The sequence below is a fragment of the Tissierella sp. P1 genome, from assembly GCF_002266425.1.
Classification (GTDB): domain Bacteria; phylum Bacillota; class Clostridia; order Tissierellales; family Tissierellaceae; genus Tissierella; species Tissierella carlieri.
Map to the genome: position 1 here is coordinate 38905 of NZ_NPMN01000008.1, position 22401 is coordinate 61305.

Genomic DNA, 22401 nt, shown 5'->3' on the forward strand with positions numbered 1-22401 from the left:
ATAAAGAGATATGGGTTTAAAAAGGATGTGCTATGTGGCACATCCTTAAATTTAGATGTTAAGTTGTTACTGTAGTTGTAGAAGTAGAAGTTGGAGCAAAGTTATTTACTACTAGGATAATAGGTGCATCAACAGGGACTGTAGATGCTTGAGGTATTACAACTTGAGAACCATCGGTACTAACTGTATATAGACCAGATTGCTGTAATACTCCATTTACAAATAACAAGTAATATCCATTGTCTGTTGCTGTAGTTGTAAGATTTCCTGTAACAGCATTACCAGAATCATCCATGAATTGAGTAGATGGAATAGTTATAGTACCTCCAGACCTTTCATCCTCTCTTAATTTATAGAAATACTTCACCACTTCTGGATTAGTATCTGTTGTCGTTGTTGTAACTGCACTCATAACAAGTTTAAATAATTCTGTAGCCATAGTAATTTATCCCTCCTTTATTTTGATTTATACTTTAGTATATTAGACAAGGTGTTAACTTGCTACTGAAAGGAGATTACACTTGTTAAATCATTAGTGATTTTATGTGAATTAAGAGTCAAAATGAGCTAGCTGTTAAAAGCCATATTTTGTTTTCTATTTTAAGTTGGTTAATAGGTGTAACCATTTAATTTATCAAAACATACAATATTAATGGAAATAAACAAGCTATAGATTGACTTTCCTAGATTTATTAAGCTCTATATTACAATTAGATGAAATGAAGGAGCGTAGGAGCATCTTTAAATATTATTATAGTATAGATATGAAACCCTCGAATGTTTTTGCATTTGAGGGCTTTATAAAAGTTCTTTTATTGAGATATTAGTATAAATTAAGGAAGCTTTTTTGAAATCCGTGTACGCAAAATCCTTATTAAATAAGGTTAGAAAAAAGAGCGAAGTTCCTTATGGGCTATAAAAAAGTGTAACCATTATTGACTAAGGAAAATATTTTATAGTATAAGAAGGAGGTAATTCTATGGACCAAAATTATTATATAGCTGTTTTTGAAACAAAGAATAAAGCAGTATTTCTATACTCTATACTTGAAACCATGGGCTATAGCAATTTTCAACTAATATCTACTCCTTGCACGTTAAAGGCTGGATGCAATTACTCAATAAAATTTAGAAATATAAGGTATGCAGATGTTTTAGCCAGAGAGGCAGAAGAGCTAAATATTGGAGCCTTTGATATATACTTCGTTGAGAAAAAGGATGGTAAGTATAAATATAAAAAAACAAACATATAGATTAATTTATAAATCTATTTAAGAAAGAAGATTTTTTTGAGTTAATAGATTTTTGTATATTGTCTAGTTTATCCTCCATGCTTTTTTGATTAGTTAGCAATTGATTTAAAATAGGGTGTATAGAATCATAATTTTCTAATATAGATTCAATTTTATTCTCTAATTCATTTAAAATATCAGGTTTTATTTCAGAAGGCTCTGAAATGATTTCTTTGTTTTCTAATTCTAATGGTGAAGTTTCAGGAGTTTTTGGAGACTCTATATATGAGAAGGAATCTAGAAAATAAAATTTAAGATTATCAAAAATATTACAATAAATATAATTGATTTTGTTTATATTTGACCTAACTTTAGCCAATATTGTATTCTGACGTAGAGTCTCACTATTTTCCCCTTTTAACCAAGAGTTACCATAGTCAGAAGAATAGAGCAAATCAATACTATTATTATATAAAGATATTAATTTTAGTTTATTATTTTCTTCAAAGATTATTGGCGGATATTTTGATAATGGTATATATGGAAGCTTTATATCTTTCCATATATACTTTTCTTTTCCGCTAGAATTCATTCTTAGATATTTCACTTGATAATTATTATTTACTTCTTCTATCCACAATCCATGTAAGTTATCCTGAGAATCTATGAATAGAAAAGGCAACCAATTATTACTATTATCCGAAGATATCTGTTTAGACAGAGAACTCCATGTTTTAGTATAATGACTATAAAAGACATGATAAATTTGAGGATTATTTATATTATTTCTATATAATAAATGAATAGTACCTTGTTTATCTACATCTATAATGAAAGGATCTGGAGTTCTTTTTGAAACATATCTAATTGCATTATGTTTTTCTTCAGTGCCATAGATTACATGCTGAATAGTCCAAACATTGGAATTTATTAAATTAGAATAATCATAAATTATATGAAGCTTATCTTTAATCATTAAAATTTCTATTTGATTATATATATTTGATTTTATATCAAATTTTGCGATAGTAGATTTTGACCATTTTCCTTCTATATATTTATAATAGTTCAATTCTCCATTATTTATTAATGCGACTAGATGTATTATATCATTTTCATCAATAAGAACAGAGTAATTTAATATATTCTTATCATATAGGTTATCAGAATTTAAAGCTATTAATGTTGAGTCAAAAACACTATAGATAATTTCTCTATCATCTCCCAATTGAAATATAAATATATCTCTATTAGAATTAATAACAATATTAATATTTAAATTAAACATTTAATTCACCTCCATAAATTATTTAGTAGCACATTACTATATCTATACATAATATGTTAGTGAATATGAATTTATTAAATAAAAGGAGTGAAAAGCATGGCTGAATTTAATATTAATCAAATAAGTCAGGAGTTAGATTGTGATTGTATTATTGTTGACAAAGTATTTGCAAGTTGCCAACAAAGAGAATGTTTTCCTGAGATCGAAGTAGAAATATGTGAGAAAAAATTCGAAAGAATAAGGTTTAGACCTGGATTTATAGTACCTAATACATTAATAGTTACAGATACTGATATTCCTAATTTTAGAAGAGTGAGATTTACGATAAGGATTCCTTTCCAGATTCTAGACTGCAATGGGAACATAATAGCAGAAGGTTTTCTACCAGACATATTTAAAGATATAATATTATATATTCCAGATGCCAGAGATGAGTTTGACTTTAGAATAGTTATTGAAACGAGCTCTGAAGTTTTACTACCACCAGTACAAACAGGAGATAACTTAATTTTTACAGCTGGGGTATTTATTATAATTAAGGTAGTAGGTACTGTACAACTCTTAATACCAACATTTGGATATTGTCCACCACCACCTCCATGTGAAGAATTTAGTCCGCAAGATATATGTGAAGATTTCTTAGAATGTGCGCCATTCCCAGAATTTTTCCCACCTCAAATCGGGGATTTAGAATGTCCGCCGTGTAATCCAGCACCGTAGAGAAGAGCTGAATGGCTCTTCTTTTTTTGTCTAATTTTATAAAATATGAATGTTGACAAAAACACTAGGGTATAATATACTTATTAATGAAAACCAAGCGGAACAGTTGGGATTAAAAGAGGTGAAAAAATGAAATTATCTACAAGAGGAAGATATGGCTTAAAGGCAATGTTTCAGCTAGCTTTATATCATGGTGATGGACCTATATCTCTAAAACAAATTGCAGATGAACAAAATTTATCAGAAAATTATTTAGAGCAATTATTTTCTATTCTAAAAAAAGAAGGATTATTAAATAGTGTAAGAGGTGCTCAAGGTGGGTATATGTTGTCGAAGGAGCCAAATGAAATTACAGTAGGGAATATATTGAGAGCTCTTGAAGGGAATATGGCCCCATCTGAGTGCGTTATGGGTGATGAATTTGAATGCTCTAAGGAAGATAAATGTGTAACTAAACTAGTTTGGGTTAAGATAAAAGACAGCATTGATGAAGTGATTGACTCCATCACATTACAAGATATGGTGGATGATGAGAATAAATTAAATAGAAAACAGTAAACTTAGGAGGATGAGTCTATGGGAAAATATATATATATGGATAATGCAGCTACAACTCCAGTAAAAAAAGAAGTATTAGAAGAAATGATGCCATATTTTACTGAGAAATATGGAAATCCGTCATCTGTTTATTCTCTAGGTAATATATCTAAAAGAGCTGTAGAAAGTGCAAGAGAGAAGGTAGCGAAGGTTCTCCATGCAGATAAAAGGGAAATATTTTTTACTGGGGGAGGCTCTGAAGCTGACAACTGGGCTATCAAAGGTATTGCATTTGGAAATAAAGATAAAGGCAATCATATAATAACTACTAAAATTGAACATCATGGAATATTACACACCTGTGAATATTTACAAAAAAATGGATTTGATCTTACTTATTTAGATGTAGATGAATATGGCTTAATTAATTTAGAAGACCTTAAAAATGCAATAACTGATAAAACAATACTTATATCGATCATGTTTGCAAACAATGAAATAGGAACTATACAGCCAATTAAAGAGATTGGAGAGATAGCAAAAGAAAATAAGATATATTTTCATACAGATGCTGTTCAAGCAATTGGACATATTGACATAAATGTTAAGGAATTGAATATAGACCTTTTATCTCTGTCAGCTCACAAGTTTTATGGTCCAAAAGGAATAGGTGCTTTATATATTAGACAAGGGGTAAAAATTGATCCTCTTATATCTGGTGGAGGACAAGAAAGAAATAGAAGAGCGGGAACTGAAAATGTGCCAGGTATAGTTGGAATGGGAAAAGCGATTGAATTAGCTTATGAAAACTTGGATGAGCATAATAATAAATTAATTAGATTAAGAGATAGTTTAATCGAGAAGATACAATTAAATATTCCTTATGTGAGATTAAATGGACATCCAACCTATAGATTACCTGGAAATGTAAATATGTGTTTTCAATTTATTGAAGGAGAATCTTTGCTGCTTAGTCTAGATATGGAAGGAATTGCTGGTTCAAGTGGGTCAGCTTGTACTTCTGGGTCATTAGATCCTTCTCATGTTTTATTAGCTATCGGTCTGCCGCACGAGATTGCCCACGGTTCTTTAAGACTATCACTAGGAGATTTTAATACCGAAGAAGAATTAGATTATGTAGTAGAAAAACTTATTAAAATAGTAGATAGACTAAGAAGAATGTCACCACTATACGAAAAAATAAAGGAGGAAAAATAGATGTACTCAGAAAAGGTAATGGATCATTTTCAAAATCCGAGAAATGTTGGAGAAATATTAGACGCAGATGGCGTAGGTGAAGTTGGTAATGCTAAGTGTGGAGATATAATGAAAATGTATCTTAAAATAGAAAATGGAGTTATTGAAGATGTTAAATTTAAGACATTTGGATGCGGGTCTGCTATTGCATCTTCTAGTATGGCTACAGAGTTGATTAAAGGGAAAACAATTGAAGAAGCCATGCAATTGACTAATAGGGCCGTTGCAGAGGCCCTTGATGGACTACCGCCGGTAAAGATGCATTGTTCGGTGTTAGCAGAACAAGCTATAAAATCAGCTCTATTAGATTATTCAAAAAAGAATAATGTTCATATTGAAGGATTAGATGATGTAAATTTTGACGATGATGACCATCATAACCACGATTTAGAGGAATTATAAAACCATTTATTTTTCTAAAAAATTCTAATATTAGATAATACTAACAGAATTATTATCTCCTTTTAGTGACAATATATATTATATAGATTAGAAAAAGGAGATGGATATATTGTTTAATAATAGGTATAAAAATGGGGCATTTTGGGGAACGGTTATAGGAACATCATTAGGTATTATTATTACCTCAAAGATGACACCTTTAAATAAAAAGAAAATGATGAGAACTGCTAGAAAAGTAAGAACTAATTTAAGAGATGGGATGAATTCTTTTTGGGACTAGGCAGCACTTGCTGCCTTTTCACGAATTCAAAGGGGAGATAAACTATGAATCCACCAAGTTTTTTTATTAAATTGATTTGGTCGCTTTCTATTATATTACTGGTGTTAGTTATATATTATCTTATTAACATAGGAAACAATTTTGTTTCAGACAGGAAAAAGATTAGGATTAATGATAAAAAGCTTTTGCCTATTATTATAGGATTAGTTTTTTTGTTTTTGCTTTTTAACCTATTTAAAAAATATACAATATTATCAGAGACATTCTATACTATTATATTTTCTGCAATTTTGGCGTATCTTTTTAATCCAATAATAAATTATTTAGAAAAGAAAAATATAAATAGATTAAGAGGAGTTTTTCTATTATATCTAGGAATAGTGGCTATGTTTCTAATTTTAGCATTTTTAGTAATACCAAAGTCAACTACTGAGATAAAAAGACTTGTAGTGGATATGCCTATATATTTAGAAAAGGCCTCATCATTAATAGACGAGCTCTATAACAAGTATTATTCTACTTTAGGTGATTTACCTCCGATGTTTCAAGGAGTCCAACAAGTTGTTATGGAAAATATTGTTGGAATAGAGCATATGGTTATGAATGCACTTAAAAACTTTATTGGTGGAATACTCAATACGTTTTCAAAGTTTGTTAGTCTAATATTAACACCTATTTTAACATTTTATTTTTTAGTAGATAAAAATTATTTTAAAGATAGGATGATGGGATTTATTCCTAAAAAATATAGAAAAGATTCCATAGCATTATTTCGTGAAATAGATGATTCTTTATCCAAATTTGTCAGGGGAAAAATAATCATGGCCGCATATGTAGGTATTGCGACCTCTATAGTTCTACTTATTATGGGAATTGATTTTGCCATTGTCATTGGCTTTATAACTGGAATTGCTGATATTATACCTTACATAGGTCCTTTTTTAGGATTTTTACCAGCTGTATTTTTTGCTTATTTAATTAGTCCTTTAAAAGCAATATGGGTAGCTGCATTATTTGTTTTTATTCAATGGGCTGAGAATAACATCCTTGCACCTAAGGTGATAGGAGAAACAACAGGAATTCATCCATTGATAATACTTATCTCCATAATAATTGGAGGAGGGGTATTTGGAGTATTGGGAATGATTTTAGCAGTGCCAGTAGTTGCTATCTTTATAATTTTGTTTAGATTTGTAAGTAAAAAATTTAGGAAACCGCCAAGAGCACAGAATTAGGGGATCTGATTAGAACGTTAAACTATAATCTAAATATATCATAAAACTTAAGTACTATTATAAAGGGATAAAATTTATTCCCTTATAATAGTATTTTTATATCCAATGGAAAAGTGGTGTCTTTTTCCCTTCTCATTAAATATAGGCAAAGAAAAATCTACTTAGATTATGGATTTATATTATCATTCATAGAATATAGTCAGTCTATATCTATGTTATAATGTTCTTTACAAGCATTTTTAAATTTACTTTTTAATTCATTTTGATCTGATATTTCATACAAATGTTTTGCTTTCTCAAGACTATTCATATAATTATCATAATTTAGCAAGTGTTCTGCAATACCTTTTCTAGTATATAGAAGAGCTAAACAATAAAGGCTTCGATTTTCTATGCATGTTTTTATACCTAAATTTGCAAAATATAAAGCACTATCGTGAAGAAATAGTCTATGATAAGTATATGATAGATTGTAAACTACTCTAATATTAAGTTCCCAGTCATCTGGCTCTAAATTTTTATGACAAAACTGTAATAATTCAAGACATTTGTTTATGGATTCTTTTTTATTTAAGATAAGTGCTATGTTCATGAGAATTCGGATTTCTGTGTTATTGTAAACAAAATTATTATATTCTGTTAGAGAGAAATCTGGAGAAGTTATTTTTATAGATTCTATTAGACTTAATAATGCTTCTTCATAATCATCACAACTGATTTTAAGAAAAATAGCTTTGACTAAGAAATAAAGTTGCTTTGTTAATCTAGAAAAATAAGAATTCATATCATCTTTATGGATAATTGCATCAAGATTATCTAACTGATTTTTTAACTCAATAAAACTTCCATTTTCAATTATTTTTTCAATTGAATTCTTTAACTGATGAAACTTCGAATAGTTATTAAATCTATATTTAAGTAATATAGTATTTAAATCTTTTTTTAATACCATGGATAAAATATCCAACGTTTCCTGCTTTGGTATTACTTTTCCGTTTTCGATTTTGCTCAAGGTATCTACATTAACTCCTGATAGAAATGATATATCTTTCTGGGTAAGGTTTAGATTCTTCCTTATATTTCTTATTTCTTCACTAAATGATTCTAAATTATAGTACAAAAAGTCACCTCCTTAAAAAATACCGATTTAAATCGGATTGAATTTCATATTAATTACATATATTATATAAGTAATAAAAAAATATGTAAAGAGAGGGAAAATTATGAAAAAAAGATTAATGCCAATTTTAATTATCTGTATTATCCTATCATCTTTATTAAATTTTATTCCATTTAAAAACAACTATAAAACTGTTGCACAAAAAGGTAAGGACGACGTAATAGAAATACATTCAGGTGATTTAGAAATTTTATTGTAATCAGAATTTACAGAATTTTGAAACAAATGGCACTTAATAACTAAAACATAAATAAAATAAATAACAGCCTTAAAACCGATATTTTCAAAAACTTGCAAAATTTATAAGAACAGATTAGTTTTTATAAGTTAATATGTATATTTATAAAGTTTTGAGAGGTTTTAAGGTTGTTTTTGAATAGGAGGGATATTATGTTAACAAAGACCTGACGTATATAATATATCAATAGTCAGATATAGAGAAAACGCAAGATAAAACAAAGGGGGATTAGTGATGAAAAAGATATTAAGTTTACTGATGGTATTAACATTAATTGTATCTATGAGTATAACTGCTGTAGCAGAGGAGGAAAATATTTTTAGATTAAGAAGTGATGAGATACAGACAATATCAGGGGAGTTAATAGTATCAGTTGAAAATGGAAGTGATTATTCTCTGCAAAATACTGGGGATATTATTGCTAAACATGTTTCAATATTCAAAGATAAGGATTTTATTATTAAAGATTCTCTTATCTCTTCCATTGATAATGATAAAATCAAACTTAATGACTTAGATGAGGACTTTAGAGAACAGATTGTTAAAGATATGGGATATGTGTATTTAGTAAGTTACTCAAAGGAATATAGAAGCCAAGAAGACGCTATTAAAGAATTAGAAAAAACTTTAGAAGAGTCTGGCATAAAGGTTAGATATATTGAGCCAAATTATATGGTATATGCGTCGGATGAATATACTTTGGATGATTATGCTATAGAAATAGATGGAGATATACTTGAAGACGAAATAGGGCTTCAAATGCATAATAATCAAAGATGGCATTATGAAATGATTAAGGCTCCTAGTGCTTGGAATATAACTTCAGGGAATAGCGGAGTAAAAATAGCTGTATTAGATACAGGAATAGATCATAATCATCAAAGTCTAAGAGACTTTGTTGATAGAAATTTAGGCAGAAACTTTTCAGGTGGATCCTCAACAGATACTATGGATAGACAAGGACATGGAACTCATGTATCGGGAACAATAGCAAGCTATGGCAGTGTTTCAGGCGTAATGAAAAATGCAACATTAATTCCGGTAAAGGTCTTAGGAGATGATGGAAGAGGATCAACCTACGGAATCGTTCAAGGTGTATTGCACGCAGCAAACATACAGGCAGATGTAATAAATATGTCTTTAGGCGGCGGCGGATATTTGCAAAGCTTTGATGATGCTTGTAGAACAGCTGTATCAAGAGGTGTAGTTGTAGTAGCAGCATCTGGAAATGAATATGCTTCAAGTATATCATATCCTGCGGCATATGATAGTGTTATAGCAGTAGGTGCAGTTGATTCAAACAGAAGAAGAGCATCTTTCTCGAATTATGGGACAGGCTTAGAGCTTATGGCACCAGGGGTGAATATATATAGTACAATTCCTGGAAATCAATATCAAACTAATTCAGGAACTTCTATGGCATCTCCTCATGTGGCTGGAGTAGCAGGTCTTATGAGATCGGTTAATAGAAATGCCTCTGTATCAGAAATCAGAAGTGTATTGAGAAATACTGCTCAATATGCAGGGAATAGTACAGAATATGGTTATGGAATAGTGGACGCTTATGCAGCAGTTCAAGCCATAAGTGGAAATCCAGCACCAAATACGGAAACAAGAACAAGTGTAATGACAGATAAAACTTCTTATTATAGATCTGAGATTGTAAATGTTACAGTAAAGGTAACAAATAAAGATGGGCAACCATTGCAAGGAGCTACAACTAAACTTACCTTAACATCTCCAGACAATTCTAAAGTGAGTGCTGCTAAGACCACTAATGCTAGCGGGGAGGTACAGTTTACAATAACTGCAAATGCTAATTCTCTTATAGGAAATTATGGAATCCTCATAGAAACATCATTGACTGGATATAGTCCAAGTACAGCTAATACAACTTTTAGATATATAAATTAGTGAGTATTAATCAAAAAATGAAATAGAGATAATTATTTATATTTCAATCTATTTACTGGTATCTGTAAATAAAGTATCCTTTTAAATTAGATGAAATATAAAGGCTTATTTGATAAAGGTGCTTGTAAAAAGTGGATAAAAAAATCCGCTTTACAAGTACTTTTATTTATAGATATCAACTTGCTATAAATTTGGAAAAATCATATTATTAAGAAAGCATTTCTGGTTTATCTTCACTTTTAAAGTCTAATTATTGACAAATCGGGAATATTAAATTATAATCCAAATATATCATAAGAGAGAATCTCGTCCCTCTACTAGGGACGATTTTTTGCAATTCATACAACGGATAAAAACCTTATTAGCTTCGAAATTATTTGAAGTTAAAGGTAATCTTAAATGGAGAGGTGTATATAATGAAGAAGATTGGATTACATGAGATAAGAAAAGAGTTTTTTGACTTTTTTAGGGAAAAGGAACATTTAGTTGCACCTAGTTTTTCACTTGTGCCTCAAAATGATAAATCATTACTTTTAATTGGAGCGGGAATGGCACCATTAAAGAAATATTTTACAGGAGAGCAAACTCCGCCTAATAAAAGAATGGCAACATGTCAGAAATGTATTAGAACAGGTGATATTGATAATGTAGGTAAAACGGATAGACATGCCACATTTTTTGAAATGTTAGGAAACTTCTCTTTTGGAGATTATTTTAAAAAAGAGGCTACAGCTTGGGCTTGGGAATTCCTTACGGAAAGAATGGAAATAGATAAAGAAGATTTATGGGTGACAATATATTTAGAGGACGATGAAGCTTTTGAAATATGGAATAAAGAGGTTGGAGTACCAAGTGAGAGAATCGTAAGGTTAGGAAAGGAAGATAACTTCTGGGAATTGGAAGTTGGACCATCAGGTCCTTGTTCAGAGATATATGTTGATAGGGGAGAAAAATATGGATGTGGATCTCCAAATTGCAAACCAGGATGTGAATGTGATAGATTTATTGAAGTTTGGAACTTGGTATTTACTCAATTTGACAAAGATGAAAATGGAGTATATCATCCACTGCCAAACCCAAATATAGATACAGGCATGGGACTTGAAAGAATCACGTGTGTAATGGAAGGAACTAAAACTATATTTGATACTGAAGCAGTTAAAGAAATCAGAAGAAAAGTAGAAGAAATCGCTAAAGTTACCTATGGTAATGATCCTAAAAAAGATATTTCTATAAGAGTAATTACCGATCATAGTAGAGCTATGACCTTTTTAGTATCTGATGGAGTGTTACCTAGTAATGAAGGAAGAGGATATGTATTAAGAAGACTAATTCGTAGAGCAGCAAGACATGGTAAACTTCTAGGTATAGAAGAAGCATTCTTGAGCCAAGTCGTTGATGTTGTAATTAATTCATGGCAAATAGAATATTCTGAGTTAAAAACAAGAGAAGATCAGATTAAAAAGGTAATAAAGGCAGAAGAGGATAAGTTCCAAGAAACTATTCATCAAGGAATATCCATTTTAGAAGAATATATAAATGAAATGAAATTAAGTAATGAGACTATTTTAAGTGGAGAAAAAGCATTTAAATTATATGATACTTATGGATTTCCTTTAGATTTAACGAAAGAAATCCTTGAGGAAAAAAGCTTAAAGGTAGATGAGGAAGAATTTAATATAAATATGGAAGAACAAAGAAATAGGGCTAGAAAAGCTAGGGATGAAGGCGATAGTGGTTGGTCTACAGGGAGTGACCAAGATATTTTTAAAGGCTTAGATACTATTTTCAGAGGATATGAAAAAACTAATATTGTAGCTGAAATAATAGGATTATTTAGTAATAATCAAAAGGTAAAGGAATTAAATGCTGAGGAAGAAGGTATTATTATATTAAATGAATCACCATTCTATGGAGAATCTGGTGGGCAGGTAGGAGATACTGGAATTATTGAAAGTCCTGATTTCAGAGCTATAGTTCTAGATACTAAGCATTCCAAAGGAGATCATTTAATTCATATAGTAAGAATTGTTGATGGAGTGGCGAAAGCTGGTGATAAAGTAATAGCTGATGTAGATGATAATAGAAGAAATTCTATTAGAAGAAATCACTCTGCAACTCATCTTCTTCATAGGGCTTTGAAAGATATATTAGGAGAGCATGTTAACCAAGCAGGATCAGTTGTTATGCCAAATAGATTAAGATTTGACTTTACTCATTTTGAAGCTGTAACGCCTGAAGAATTAAAGAAAATTGAAGAAATTGTTAATTCTAAGATTCTGGAAGCTTTAGAGGTAGTTACTATAGAGACTTCTCTTAAGAATGCACAAGAAATGGGAGTAGTAGGATTATTTGAAGATAAATATAAGGATGAAGTTAGAGTGTTAAAAATGGGTGAATACTCTAGGGAATTATGTGGTGGAACTCATGTTTTAAACACAGGAAATATCGGCTTATTTAAGATACTTTCTGAATCAAGTATTGCATCTGGAGTTAGAAGGATAGAGGCAATAACCGGTGAAGGTGTATATGAGTATATGAATCATATGGAAGAAAATATAGAGCAATTATCTAATATATTGAAGACAAACAAAAGCAATTTGTTAGAAAAAGCTAAAACTTTAGCTGAAGAAATAAAAGAGAAAGAAAGAGAAATAGAAAGCCTCAAATCAAAGATGGCATCTTCTATTGCCGATGAAATATTATCATCTAAAGTAATTATAGAAGGAGTATCCTTAATTACTTATAAGGTGGATAATTTAGATATGAATAGTTTAAGAAACTTAGGTGATGAAATAAGAAATCGTCTAGGTTCAGGTGTTGTAGTACTTGCTAGTGTAAAAGAAGATAAACTTTCTTTTGTGGGGATGGTGACTAAGGATATTGTTGAAAAGGGTATCCATGCCGGAAACATAATAAAAGAAGTAGCTATGAGAACTGGCGGTGGAGGCGGTGGAAGGCCAGATATGGCTCAAGCTGGTGGAAAGGACATCACTAAAGCAGATGAAGCTCTCTCAGTTGTTCCAGATTTAATAAAAAAACAAATAAAATAATATAATAAAGGGAATAAATATTAGCTATTAGCTAATATTTATTTCTTATAATCTATAGGAGGTAGAAAAATTCTATATTAATTTTTTTATAAGCTTTTGTTATTATACATTGCAAATATATGATATAATATTAGTATATTAGGGGGTGTTTTTGTGAATAATAAATTTAATGAAACTATGAAATTTGAACCACCAAAAGAAAATATTGATTCTGTAGAAGAAATAATATTTTCAGTGTTTTCCTCTTTAGAGGAGAAGGGTTATGATCCGATTAATCAGATAATTGGATATATACTATCGGGAGATCCAACATATATTACTAGTCACAACAATGCCAGATCTACTATATGTCGTATAGAGAGAGATGAGCTGTTAGAGGAGCTTCTTAAATCTTATTTAAAGAATAGGAAGTAGAATAAGGAGAATTAACTTGAAAGTAATAAGGATTTTATCGCTTTTTCTATTACTTATATTACTGATACCAAATTTATCTTACGGAATTGAAGATAATCCAAGGGTATATCTAATAGTCATAAATAAACTAACTCTAAAAGATATAGAATTCATGGAAAATCTAAAAAAAATAATTGAAGGTGGCAGTATCGGATTGATGAATACTAGGGGTGTATCAGGATATACTGGTGCAGAAAGCTTTCTTACAATTAACTCTTCAAGAAAGTCATCTTGTAATTATGCTAGTATTGATTTTCTACCTAGAGAACTAAATGGCTCCATAGTTAATAAATCTTTTAGTAGATTGATTAAGTTAAATAAAAATAATAAATTTTCGCCTTATATTGGTGCTATAGGAGATAACCTCCATAGTGTGGGATTAAAGACAGCGATTTATGGTAATGGCGATTTGATAAATATGCCTTTAAAGACTGCCGCATTGATTCCCATGGACTCCAGAGGGTTGGTTGATTATGGCAATATAGATAATATAACGATAGAAGACAATGATTATCCCTTTACAATAAAAACTGATTATAAAAAACTTTTAAGCGAGATAAAAAATAGTTCTGCAAATCTTATTGTAGGGGATACAGGTGATTTAGATAGGATATATAGATATAGTGACTTTTTATCAGAAGATGAGTCTAAGAACATCCGAGAGAGAATCTTATTAGATATAGATAGTTTTATTGGAGAATTAATCACCATATTGAAATACGATAAATCCTTATTGATTATTACAAGTCCCAATAGTGGAGATATAAATGTTGATGATAATAAATTATCTCCCATAATAACTTGGGGAAATGGTATTGGAAAAGGAATACTAACTTCTGCAACTACTGAAAGAGCAGGAATAGTTGCCAATATAGATATAGGGCCTACTATTATGAGTTTTTTAAAAGCACCTATGGATAACATGTCAGGTAGCCAAATTAAGTCCATTAGGAAGAATGATATAAATCTTAAGGATATAATAGAATACAGCCAACAGATAAATACTACATCTAAAGTAAGATATAATACCTTATATTATTATGGAATTTTCTCTATGATTATATTATCTTTAGCGATTATTTTTCTTATTGCAAAAATAAGGTTATCAGGAAAGACAAAAGATATTACTAAGGTATTATTTGCAATGATACTAGTTTTTCCAAATATATTTATTCTAGTTTCAATATTTAAACCAAGAAGGATCTATAGTTTTATATTGATTCTTTTTACTTTAATGTTACTATCATTGATTGTGTTATGGGTGACTAGGAAAAGTAGTAATCAAATTATTAATATTGTAAGTATTTCTATTGTTATAATAATATTAGATTTGACTTCAAGAGGCAGTATTAGTAAATTTTCAGTGTTATCCCACGATCCTACAATTGGGGCAAGATATTATGGAATAGGTAATGAAATGGTTGGGTTGTTTTTAGGCTCTATAACTATATTTTCAATAGGAATTTCCAAAAGAAATGATAAGAGCCTAATACCTTTATTTTTATTGGGAATATCAATTATATTGGTAGGACATCCTCATTATGGGGCTAATGTTGGGGGTACCATGGCATTTATAGTTGCTACGGTTTTTTATGTTGTGGAAATTTTTAACAAAGATAAAGTTCTGAATTTAAAAAGGGTATTTTTTATGGTAATATCAATTATATTACTTATTTCTATTATGGGATTTATTGATATAAAATTCAATAGAAACACTACACATTTAGGTAATACAATATTACTTACTAAAAACAATGGACTAAGTTATTTAAATAAAATAATATTTAGAAAACTACTTATGAATATTAAATTGATAGGTAACTCTTTTTGGACATATATATTATTATTACATATGATTTTACATACGTCGATATTTTATTTTAAGAAAAAGAACAATAAAATTTTAACTGCTGCCATAGCAGGATTATCAGGAGCTATAGGAGGTTTTTTACTTAATGATTCTGGATTAATCCTTGCAGCTATATGTATGAATTTAATAACCGCAGGACTATATCTAGAATTTGTAGAATAAGGTGAAAAAATGGACAGAATTAAATTAGGAAGAACAAATGTTGAGGTATCAAGACTTTGTTTTGGTTCTCTTACAATGACTCCTTTTCAAGCAGGGTTAACTGTTAAGGAAGGAGCATATCTTATAGAATATGCTTATGATAAAGGAATTAATTTCATTGATACAGCGGAGATATATGAAAATTATGAGTATATAAGAGCAGCCCTAAAGGGTATAAAAAGAGAAGATTATAACATAGCTACAAAGACTTATGCATATACGGAAGAAATGGCAAAGAATAGCCTGGAACTTGCTTTGAAGGAATTGAATACGGATTATATTGATATATTTCTATTGCATGAGCAAGAAAGTATTCATACAGTACGAGGTCATTTTGAAGCAATAGAATATTTTTTAAAGGCAAAGGAACAGGGCAAAATTAGAAGCATAGGGTTATCTACTCATCGAATTGAAGGGGCATTAGCTGCAAGGGAAGTAAAAGAAATAGAGATAATCCATCCTATAATTAATAAATATGGTATTGGTATACAAGATGGAACAGTAGAAGAGATGTTAAAGGTAATTGAAGAAATACATCAAATGGGAAAAGGTATTTATGCTATGAAACCTTTAGGAGGAGGACATTTAATAAGAGAAGTAGAAGATGCCTTTAATTTTGTAAAATCTATTTCTGCTATAGATTCTATTGCCATTGGAATGCAATCAAGAGATGAAATAGATGCTAATATTAATTTATTAGAAAAGGGATGTATGCCCGAAGATTTGAAAGATAAATTGGTAAATAAAAAAAGAAAATTGATAGTTGCAGACTACTGTTTGGGTTGCGGCAATTGCGTTAGAAGGTGTAAACAGCATGGAATAGAATTAATAAATGGAGTGGCTACCCCAAATGAAAAATGTGTTTTATGTGGATATTGCGCAAAGGTCTGCCCTGAGTTTTGCATAAAAGTAATTTAATATAGGAGTGAATAATGGAAAGAATAATGGGATTAGATGTAGGAGATAAGACAATTGGTGTTGCCATATCTGATTTATTACAGATGACGGCTCAAGGAATAACGACTATTAAAAGAGAATCCAAGGAAAAGGATTATAAAGCCTTAGAAGAAATTATCAATGAATATGGTATTAAAAAAGTAGTAGTAGGGCTGCCTAAGAATATGAATGGAACATTGGGGCCTCAAGGAGAAAAAACCATTAAATTTGCAGATAAACTTAAAAATAAATATAAAGTAGAAATTATATATGAAGACGAGAGATTGACGACTCAGGCAGCTGAAAAAATGCTTATATCAGGAGAGGTTAGAAGAGATAAGAGAAAAACAGTAATAGATAAGGTCGCTGCTACATTTATTTTACAAACATATTTAGATAGGAAAGGGAGGATATTGTAATGAATGAAAGAATTGTTTTATTAGATGAATTGGGCAAAGAACAAGAATTTGTTATTTTAGCTACTTTTGGATTAGACGATGAAGATTATGCAGCACTAATGCCAGCAAATGACATAGAAAGTCCTACTTATATTTTGAGAATGGAAAGAGATGAAGAGGGAGAATTGCTTTTGGTTGGCATAGATGATGATGAAGAGTTAGAAGATGCAATAGAAGCTTATGAAGAAATGCAAAGAGAAAATCTTCAGTAGTTGACAAATATGGAAAATAGTAGTATTGTAAACTTAGTATTATAATCGGGTGAAAAAATGGATATTAATATAATTAAAGGGAAACTTCAAAAAGAAGGATATAAACTTACAACTCAAAGAAGAGCTATATTAAAAACTATAGTAGATAACCATGAAGAGCATCTAAGCTGTGATGAGGTATATAATATTGTGAAAAAGGAATACCCAGATTTAGGTATTGCCACTGTATATAGGACCTTACAGTTGTTTGAAAAGCTCAACATAGTTTACAAATTAAATTTTGATGATGGATGCAGCAGATATGAGCTAAGCGTAGGTTCGGAAAATCATCACCATCATCATTTGATTTGTTTAAATTGTGGAAAAGTTACAGAGGTGAAGCTTGATCTATTAGAGGCCTTAGAAGAGGAAATCGAAAGTGAGGGGCAATTTACTATAGTGGATCATAATGTAAAATTCTATGGATATTGTAGTGAGTGTAAAAAATAAATCCCGATAGGGATTTATTTTTTGAGCGAATATTTATTTTAAAAGATTATAAACTGAAAAAAATGGGAAAAATAAGACGAAAAAGAGGAGTGATTCGGTGCGAAAACCAAATAAAATTAAAATTATTCCCTTAGGGGGTTTAGGGGAAGTAGGAAAAAACATTACAGTTATTGAATATAAAGACGATATTATATTGATAGACTGTGGAATGACTTTTCCTGAAGATGAAATGCTGGGAATTGATGTAGTTATTCCAGACATAACCTATTTATTAAAAAATAGAGAGAAAATAAGAGGTATAGTGTTGACTCATGGACATGAAGACCATATCGGTGCTCTTCCATATGTATTAGCAAAGTTAAACTTGCCTATTTATGGAACTAAGTTGACTTTAGGATTGGTAGAAACCAAGCTAAAAGAGCATAAATTAGAAAATGTAAAATTAAATGTTGTAAGACATGGAGAAACTATACAATTAGGAACTCTTGATATCGAATTTATTAAAACGGGCCATAGTATACCAGATAGTGCAGCTTTAGCAATTCATAGTCCAGTAGGTACTATTGTTCATACTGGTGATTTTAAGATAGACTATACGCCAATAGATGGAGACGTCATAGATTTAAATCGTTTTGCTGAGTTAGGAAATAAAGGAGTATTAGTTCTAATGGCTGACAGTACCAATGCAGAGAGACCAGGCTACACTATGAGTGAAAGGACTGTAGGAAATACTTTTAGGGATATATTTATGAATCATAAGCATAGAATAATAGTTGCAACTTTTGCTTCTAATGTTCATAGGATTCAACAAATAATAAATGCTGCGGAGCAAAATAATAGGAAAGTAGTTTTATCTGGTAGATCAATGACTAACACTATTGGAGTAGCTCTTGAATTAGGTTATCTACACATTCAGGAAGGTACTTTAATAGATATTAATGATATGAATAAATATCCAAGCAATGAGATAACGATTATTACTACTGGGAGTCAAGGAGAGCCTATGTCTGCATTATCTAGAATTGCAGCAGGAGAACACAAGAAAATACAAATTCAACCTGAGGATTTAGTAATAATATCTGCTACACCAATACCAGGTAATGAAAAAACGGTTTCAAAGGTGATAAATAATTTAGTGGAAAATGGAACAAAAGTTATATTTGAAGCATTGGCAGATGTTCACGTTTCTGGTCATGCATGTCAAGAAGAGTTGAAATTGATACACACTTTAGTTAAACCGAAATATTTTATACCTGTTCATGGCGAATATAGACATTTAAAGAAACATGCAGAAATAGCAGAATCTCTAGGACTACCAAGGGAGAATATATTCATTTTGGATAATGGAAGGGTTATAGAATTTACTAAGGACTCTGCTGAATTAAATGGATGTGTATCAGCAGGAAATATTTTAGTTGATGGATTAGGTGTTGGAGATGTTGGAAATATAGTTCTTAGGGATAGAAAGCATCTATCTGAAGATGGTCTAATAGTTATTGTAGTTACCATAAGTAAGAAAGAAGGAACTATCTTAGCGGGACCAGATATCATTTCTAGAGGTTTCGTATATGTAAGAGAATCTGAGGATCTTATGGAAGAAGCTAGAAGCATAGTAAAATCAGTACTTGAAGATTGCGAACAAAAGAAAATAACTGATTGGGCAACGTTAAAATCTAATATTAGAGATACCTTAAGAAATCATTTATATGGTAAAATAAAAAGAAATCCAATGATACTGCCAATAATTATGGAAGTATAATAAAATCCCTGGTATAGATTTATACCAGGGATTTTGGTATAATAATAAGGGCGAATTGTGCATTGTGAATTGTTTACTGTATAAAGGGGGTATATTATATGGGATTAAGATTAATTTTATATTTGGGAATACTAATATTAGGGGGGTAATTGGATATAAGGATAAAGTTAGTGAAAAATTGCAAGCTAATATAAATACAATTCAAAATCTCTGTCTACTTTTTTTATTGTTTGTAATGGGAGTTACAATTGGAATAAATAATGAAGTTATATCTAATTTGTTTTCTATAGGATTGAAAGCTGGAATAATATCTATTTTTACTATTTCTTTTAGCATAATATTTGTAAGAATGATTAGAAGGTTTATAATACTGGAGAGTGATAAGATTGAGCCTTAAAATATTTTTAGCGGTTTTATTAGGGACTGGTGTGGGATACTTTTTCTTGCCGCCTACTATCTCATCAAGTATTGGAACTATTATAGACATTGGACTTATGGTATTATTATTTTTTGTAGGCATGGATATTGGGAAACAAAAAGATGTATTCCAAAAAATAAAAAAGATGGGTTTAAGGATATTATTAGTACCAGTAGCAATAATAGCAGGAAGCATAATTGGAAGTATGTTAGCAGGTTTATTACTTAAGATGCCAATAAATGAAGCCGGTGCTGTAGGGGCAGGTTTAGGATGGTATACATTAAGTTCTACAATGCTTCTTGCAGATGGTTATGTAGAATTAAGTGCCTTAGCATTTTTATCTAATGTATTTAGAGAAATAATAGCTTTAATATTAATACCTATTATAGCTAAATATGTTGGAAAATTAGAATCTTTGTCTACGGCTGGAGCAACAGCTATGGATACGTCACTTCCAGTAATATCCGCTTCTACTGATCCTGAAACTGCAATAATTGCATTTATCACTGGGGTAATATGTACAACTGCTGTACCTATAATATTGCCAATTATATTGAAATTGTAGTTTATAATCAGTGAAGAGTGAAAAACAGGGAGGTAAATATGAAGACAAAATACTTAACTAAAGCTAGCTTAATAGCTGCAATATATATAGTCTTAGTTTTAATACAGATGTTGCCGGTTCCATTTATTAATTTAACATTTGGACCTATACAACTTAGAGTTGCAGAAGGTTTAGCTTTACTTCCATTGGTGGAATCTGCAGCTGTTCCTGGCATATTTGTAGGATGTTTATTGGCTAATTTATTATTAGCACCTTATTCTGGCTTTGGACTAGTGGATATATTAGGTGGATCTTTGGTAACACTTGTTGCAGCATATATTACGTCTAAAATGAAGAATAAGATAACAGGAATGATTCCCCCAGTAGTGCTAAATGGATTAATTGTATCTATTTGGGTATCATACTTCACAAAGGTTCCGTATCTTGTTACTGTACTTGGGATAGGTGGAGGAGAACTACTATCAGTAGCCATTTTTGGTAGTATCATTTTATCAGTTTATGATAAAGCAACAAATTTAAAAGAATATTAAAAACCAATGAATAGTGAAGAGTTAAAAGTGAATAGTTGTAAGTAAAGATTCAGGGACTTTTAGCTATTAGTTATTCATTATTAATTATTCACTATAAAAAGGAGTTGTTAAAGAATTGGAAAAGACCAAGATGAAAAAAAATAGAAGGAAAGCTAAATCAAAGAAATTTTCTGTATTAATAATATTATTATTTGCAATAATATTTGGAGCATTTTTTGCTCAAAAATATTATAAGGAAAGTTTGGGAGCAATGGCAGTTGACAACCCTTCTAATGTAAAAATCATTATCCCTCCATCGAGTTCAACTATTAAAATAGCAGATATTTTATATGAGAATGGATTGATTAAAAATCAGTTTATATTCAGGTATCAGGTGAAAGCTAAAGGTGTAGGCAGTAAACTAAAGGCAGGAGAGTACAATTTATCTACTGGCATGAATCTTGAGAATATAATAGATAGCCTTACAAAGGGTGGCAAAAGTCAAAATACAGTAAGATTTACTATTCCAGAGGGGTATGAACTTAAACAAATGGCTGAGAAGTTATCAGATGAAGGTATTGTAGATAGGGATAGATTTCTTGAATTAGTAAGTGACAAGAAAAACTTTGAAGATAAATATACTTTTTTAAAGGAATTAGATGATGAACAAGGGCTTGAAGGATTTTTATTTCCATCCACCTATGAAATCTATGTTGATTCAACAGAAGAAGAGATTATAGGTAAGATGCTGGATGAATTTGAGAAGGTTTATAGAAAAGATGTAGAGCCAAAGCTTGAGGAGCTTAATTTAACATTAAATGAGGCGATTACTTTAGCATCTATAGTAGAAAGAGAAGGTAAGGTAGATGAGGAAAGACCTTTAATGTCTGCGGTATTTCATAATAGGATTCATAAGGGAATGATGCTACAATCCTGTGCTACCGTACAGTATATTTTAGGAGAGAGAAAAGAAGTTCTAACTAATGAAGATACGAGGATAGAATCGCCATATAACACTTATATCCATGAAGGACTTCCACCAGCGCCAATAGCATCTCCAGGAGAATCTTCATTAATAGCAGCAGTAAATCCAGCAGATGTAGATTATTTATTTTTTGTATTGACAGGTAATGGTACTCACACATTTACTAAAACCTATGAAGAACATTTAAAAGCAAAACCAAAGAAATAAAAGG

At 30.5% G+C, this 22401-nt stretch carries 24 protein-coding genes; 21 read left to right on the forward strand and 3 right to left on the reverse strand.

Features of this window, described 5'->3' with window-relative positions; genetic code table 11:
• Positions 1 to 58: 58 nt before the first annotated feature.
• A complete protein-coding gene (locus CIW83_RS07315) occupies positions 59 to 439 on the reverse strand; it encodes a DUF4183 domain-containing protein (protein ID WP_094900195.1) in 381 nt (126 codons plus the stop codon).
• Between the two features lie 540 nt (positions 440 to 979).
• Here CIW83_RS07315 and CIW83_RS07320 point away from each other — a divergent pair.
• Positions 980 to 1252, forward strand: a complete 273-nt coding sequence (locus CIW83_RS07320; protein WP_094900196.1) for a DUF3343 domain-containing protein — start codon at positions 980 to 982, stop codon at positions 1250 to 1252.
• Position 1253: 1 nt separating this feature from the next.
• Here CIW83_RS07320 and CIW83_RS07325 read toward each other — a convergent pair whose 3' ends face one another.
• Positions 1254 to 2519, reverse strand: a complete 1266-nt coding sequence (locus CIW83_RS07325; RefSeq protein WP_094900197.1) for a hypothetical protein — start codon at positions 2517 to 2519, stop codon at positions 1254 to 1256.
• A gap of 96 nt (positions 2520 to 2615) precedes the next feature.
• On the opposite strand from CIW83_RS07325, the gene CIW83_RS07330 reads away from it, so the two are divergent.
• From CIW83_RS07330 to CIW83_RS07350, 6 genes are all read left to right on the forward strand, one after another.
• On the forward strand, positions 2616 to 3239 hold the full coding sequence (locus tag CIW83_RS07330; protein WP_094900198.1) for a hypothetical protein: 624 nt from the start codon (positions 2616 to 2618) through the stop codon (positions 3237 to 3239).
• A gap of 129 nt (positions 3240 to 3368) precedes the next feature.
• Positions 3369 to 3797 (forward strand): Rrf2 family transcriptional regulator, encoded by a 429-nt coding sequence (locus CIW83_RS07335; protein WP_094900199.1) that lies wholly within the window; start codon positions 3369 to 3371, stop codon positions 3795 to 3797.
• Between the two features lie 18 nt (positions 3798 to 3815).
• Positions 3816 to 4994: a cysteine desulfurase NifS gene (gene nifS / locus CIW83_RS07340; RefSeq protein ID WP_094900200.1), complete on the forward strand. Its 1179-nt coding sequence runs from the start codon at positions 3816 to 3818 to the stop codon at positions 4992 to 4994.
• Positions 4995 to 5435 carry a Fe-S cluster assembly scaffold protein NifU gene (nifU, locus tag CIW83_RS07345; protein WP_094900201.1) on the forward strand — a complete coding sequence of 147 codons (441 nt, stop codon included), beginning with the start codon at positions 4995 to 4997 and terminating at the stop codon, positions 5433 to 5435.
• 109 nt (positions 5436 to 5544) lie between these two features.
• Positions 5545 to 5715 carry a hypothetical protein gene (locus tag CIW83_RS22145; RefSeq protein ID WP_158220042.1) on the forward strand — a complete coding sequence of 57 codons (171 nt, stop codon included), beginning with the start codon at positions 5545 to 5547 and terminating at the stop codon, positions 5713 to 5715.
• Between the two features lie 44 nt (positions 5716 to 5759).
• The gene (locus tag CIW83_RS07350; RefSeq protein ID WP_094900202.1) at positions 5760 to 6950 is read left to right on the forward strand and encodes an AI-2E family transporter; all 1191 of its coding nucleotides are present in this window, start codon (positions 5760 to 5762) and stop codon (positions 6948 to 6950) included.
• Positions 6951 to 7149: 199 nt separating this feature from the next.
• Here CIW83_RS07350 and CIW83_RS07355 read toward each other — a convergent pair whose 3' ends face one another.
• Positions 7150 to 8070: a helix-turn-helix domain-containing protein gene (locus CIW83_RS07355; protein WP_094900203.1), complete on the reverse strand. Its 921-nt coding sequence runs from the start codon at positions 8068 to 8070 to the stop codon at positions 7150 to 7152.
• Between the two features lie 103 nt (positions 8071 to 8173).
• On the opposite strand from CIW83_RS07355, the gene CIW83_RS22150 reads away from it, so the two are divergent.
• The 14 genes from CIW83_RS22150 (at position 8174) to mltG (ending at position 22397) form a co-directional block, all read left to right on the forward strand.
• Complete coding sequence (locus CIW83_RS22150) at positions 8174 to 8329, forward strand: hypothetical protein (RefSeq protein WP_158220043.1); 156 nt, start codon at positions 8174 to 8176, stop codon at positions 8327 to 8329.
• Positions 8330 to 8602: 273 nt separating this feature from the next.
• Positions 8603 to 10282 (forward strand): S8 family serine peptidase, encoded by a 1680-nt coding sequence (locus CIW83_RS07360; protein ID WP_094900204.1) that lies wholly within the window; start codon positions 8603 to 8605, stop codon positions 10280 to 10282.
• Positions 10283 to 10698: 416 nt separating this feature from the next.
• On the forward strand, positions 10699 to 13335 hold the full coding sequence (gene alaS, locus CIW83_RS07365) for an alanine--tRNA ligase (RefSeq protein ID WP_094900205.1): 2637 nt from the start codon (positions 10699 to 10701) through the stop codon (positions 13333 to 13335).
• Between the two features lie 153 nt (positions 13336 to 13488).
• The gene (locus CIW83_RS07370) at positions 13489 to 13749 is read left to right on the forward strand and encodes an IreB family regulatory phosphoprotein (RefSeq protein WP_094900206.1); all 261 of its coding nucleotides are present in this window, start codon (positions 13489 to 13491) and stop codon (positions 13747 to 13749) included.
• A gap of 16 nt (positions 13750 to 13765) precedes the next feature.
• On the forward strand, positions 13766 to 15820 hold the full coding sequence (locus CIW83_RS07375) for a hypothetical protein (RefSeq protein WP_094900207.1): 2055 nt from the start codon (positions 13766 to 13768) through the stop codon (positions 15818 to 15820).
• A 9-nt stretch (positions 15821 to 15829) separates the two neighbouring features.
• Complete coding sequence (locus CIW83_RS07380; RefSeq protein ID WP_094900208.1) at positions 15830 to 16777, forward strand: aldo/keto reductase; 948 nt, start codon at positions 15830 to 15832, stop codon at positions 16775 to 16777.
• A 14-nt stretch (positions 16778 to 16791) separates the two neighbouring features.
• Positions 16792 to 17214 (forward strand): Holliday junction resolvase RuvX, encoded by a 423-nt coding sequence (gene ruvX / locus CIW83_RS07385; protein ID WP_094900209.1) that lies wholly within the window; start codon positions 16792 to 16794, stop codon positions 17212 to 17214.
• Positions 17214 to 17465: a DUF1292 domain-containing protein gene (locus CIW83_RS07390; protein ID WP_094900210.1), complete on the forward strand. Its 252-nt coding sequence runs from the start codon at positions 17214 to 17216 to the stop codon at positions 17463 to 17465. The genes ruvX and CIW83_RS07390 overlap by 1 nt, the downstream gene beginning before the upstream one ends.
• Positions 17466 to 17522: 57 nt before the next feature.
• Positions 17523 to 17954 (forward strand): Fur family transcriptional regulator, encoded by a 432-nt coding sequence (locus CIW83_RS07395; RefSeq protein ID WP_094900211.1) that lies wholly within the window; start codon positions 17523 to 17525, stop codon positions 17952 to 17954.
• Positions 17955 to 18051: 97 nt separating this feature from the next.
• Complete coding sequence (locus tag CIW83_RS07400; protein WP_094900212.1) at positions 18052 to 19713, forward strand: ribonuclease J; 1662 nt, start codon at positions 18052 to 18054, stop codon at positions 19711 to 19713.
• A gap of 64 nt (positions 19714 to 19777) precedes the next feature.
• Entirely contained in the window at positions 19778 to 20110 is a 333-nt protein-coding gene (locus CIW83_RS07405; RefSeq protein ID WP_094900213.1) for a LysO family transporter, read from the forward strand.
• A complete protein-coding gene (locus tag CIW83_RS07410) occupies positions 20100 to 20696 on the forward strand; it encodes a lysine exporter LysO family protein (RefSeq protein ID WP_094900214.1) in 597 nt (198 codons plus the stop codon). Before CIW83_RS07405 ends, CIW83_RS07410 begins: the two co-directional genes overlap by 11 nt.
• A 38-nt stretch (positions 20697 to 20734) precedes the next feature.
• On the forward strand, positions 20735 to 21226 hold the full coding sequence (locus CIW83_RS07415) for a QueT transporter family protein (RefSeq protein WP_094900215.1): 492 nt from the start codon (positions 20735 to 20737) through the stop codon (positions 21224 to 21226).
• Between the two features lie 130 nt (positions 21227 to 21356).
• Complete coding sequence (gene mltG / locus CIW83_RS07420; RefSeq protein WP_143598532.1) at positions 21357 to 22397, forward strand: endolytic transglycosylase MltG; 1041 nt, start codon at positions 21357 to 21359, stop codon at positions 22395 to 22397.
• Positions 22398 to 22401: the final 4 nt, after the last annotated feature.

Bases quoted from the DNA above. Each gene is read 5' to 3' on its own strand.
- CIW83_RS07315 (WP_094900195.1), bottom strand. From the start codon at position 439: ATGGCTACAGAATTATTTAAACTTGTTATGAGTGCAGTTACAACAACG.
- CIW83_RS07325 (WP_094900197.1), bottom strand. From the start codon at position 2,519: ATGTTTAATTTAAATATTAATATTGTTATTAATTCTAATAGAGATATA.
- CIW83_RS22150 (WP_158220043.1), top strand. From the start codon at position 8,174: ATGAAAAAAAGATTAATGCCAATTTTAATTATCTGTATTATCCTATCA.
- CIW83_RS07350 (WP_094900202.1), top strand. From the start codon at position 5,760: ATGAATCCACCAAGTTTTTTTATTAAATTGATTTGGTCGCTTTCTATT.
- ruvX (WP_094900209.1), top strand. From the start codon at position 16,792: ATGGAAAGAATAATGGGATTAGATGTAGGAGATAAGACAATTGGTGTT.
- CIW83_RS07395 (WP_094900211.1), top strand. From the start codon at position 17,523: ATGGATATTAATATAATTAAAGGGAAACTTCAAAAAGAAGGATATAAA.
- nifU (WP_094900201.1), top strand. From the start codon at position 4,995: ATGTACTCAGAAAAGGTAATGGATCATTTTCAAAATCCGAGAAATGTT.
- nifS (WP_094900200.1), top strand. From the start codon at position 3,816: ATGGGAAAATATATATATATGGATAATGCAGCTACAACTCCAGTAAAA.
- CIW83_RS07330 (WP_094900198.1), top strand. From the start codon at position 2,616: ATGGCTGAATTTAATATTAATCAAATAAGTCAGGAGTTAGATTGTGAT.
- CIW83_RS07335 (WP_094900199.1), top strand. From the start codon at position 3,369: ATGAAATTATCTACAAGAGGAAGATATGGCTTAAAGGCAATGTTTCAG.
- alaS (WP_094900205.1), top strand. From the start codon at position 10,699: ATGAAGAAGATTGGATTACATGAGATAAGAAAAGAGTTTTTTGACTTT.
- CIW83_RS07360 (WP_094900204.1), top strand. From the start codon at position 8,603: ATGAAAAAGATATTAAGTTTACTGATGGTATTAACATTAATTGTATCT.
- CIW83_RS07320 (WP_094900196.1), top strand. From the start codon at position 980: ATGGACCAAAATTATTATATAGCTGTTTTTGAAACAAAGAATAAAGCA.
- CIW83_RS07415 (WP_094900215.1), top strand. From the start codon at position 20,735: ATGAAGACAAAATACTTAACTAAAGCTAGCTTAATAGCTGCAATATAT.
- CIW83_RS07390 (WP_094900210.1), top strand. From the start codon at position 17,214: ATGAATGAAAGAATTGTTTTATTAGATGAATTGGGCAAAGAACAAGAA.
- mltG (WP_143598532.1), top strand. From the start codon at position 21,357: ATGAAAAAAAATAGAAGGAAAGCTAAATCAAAGAAATTTTCTGTATTA.
- CIW83_RS07380 (WP_094900208.1), top strand. From the start codon at position 15,830: ATGGACAGAATTAAATTAGGAAGAACAAATGTTGAGGTATCAAGACTT.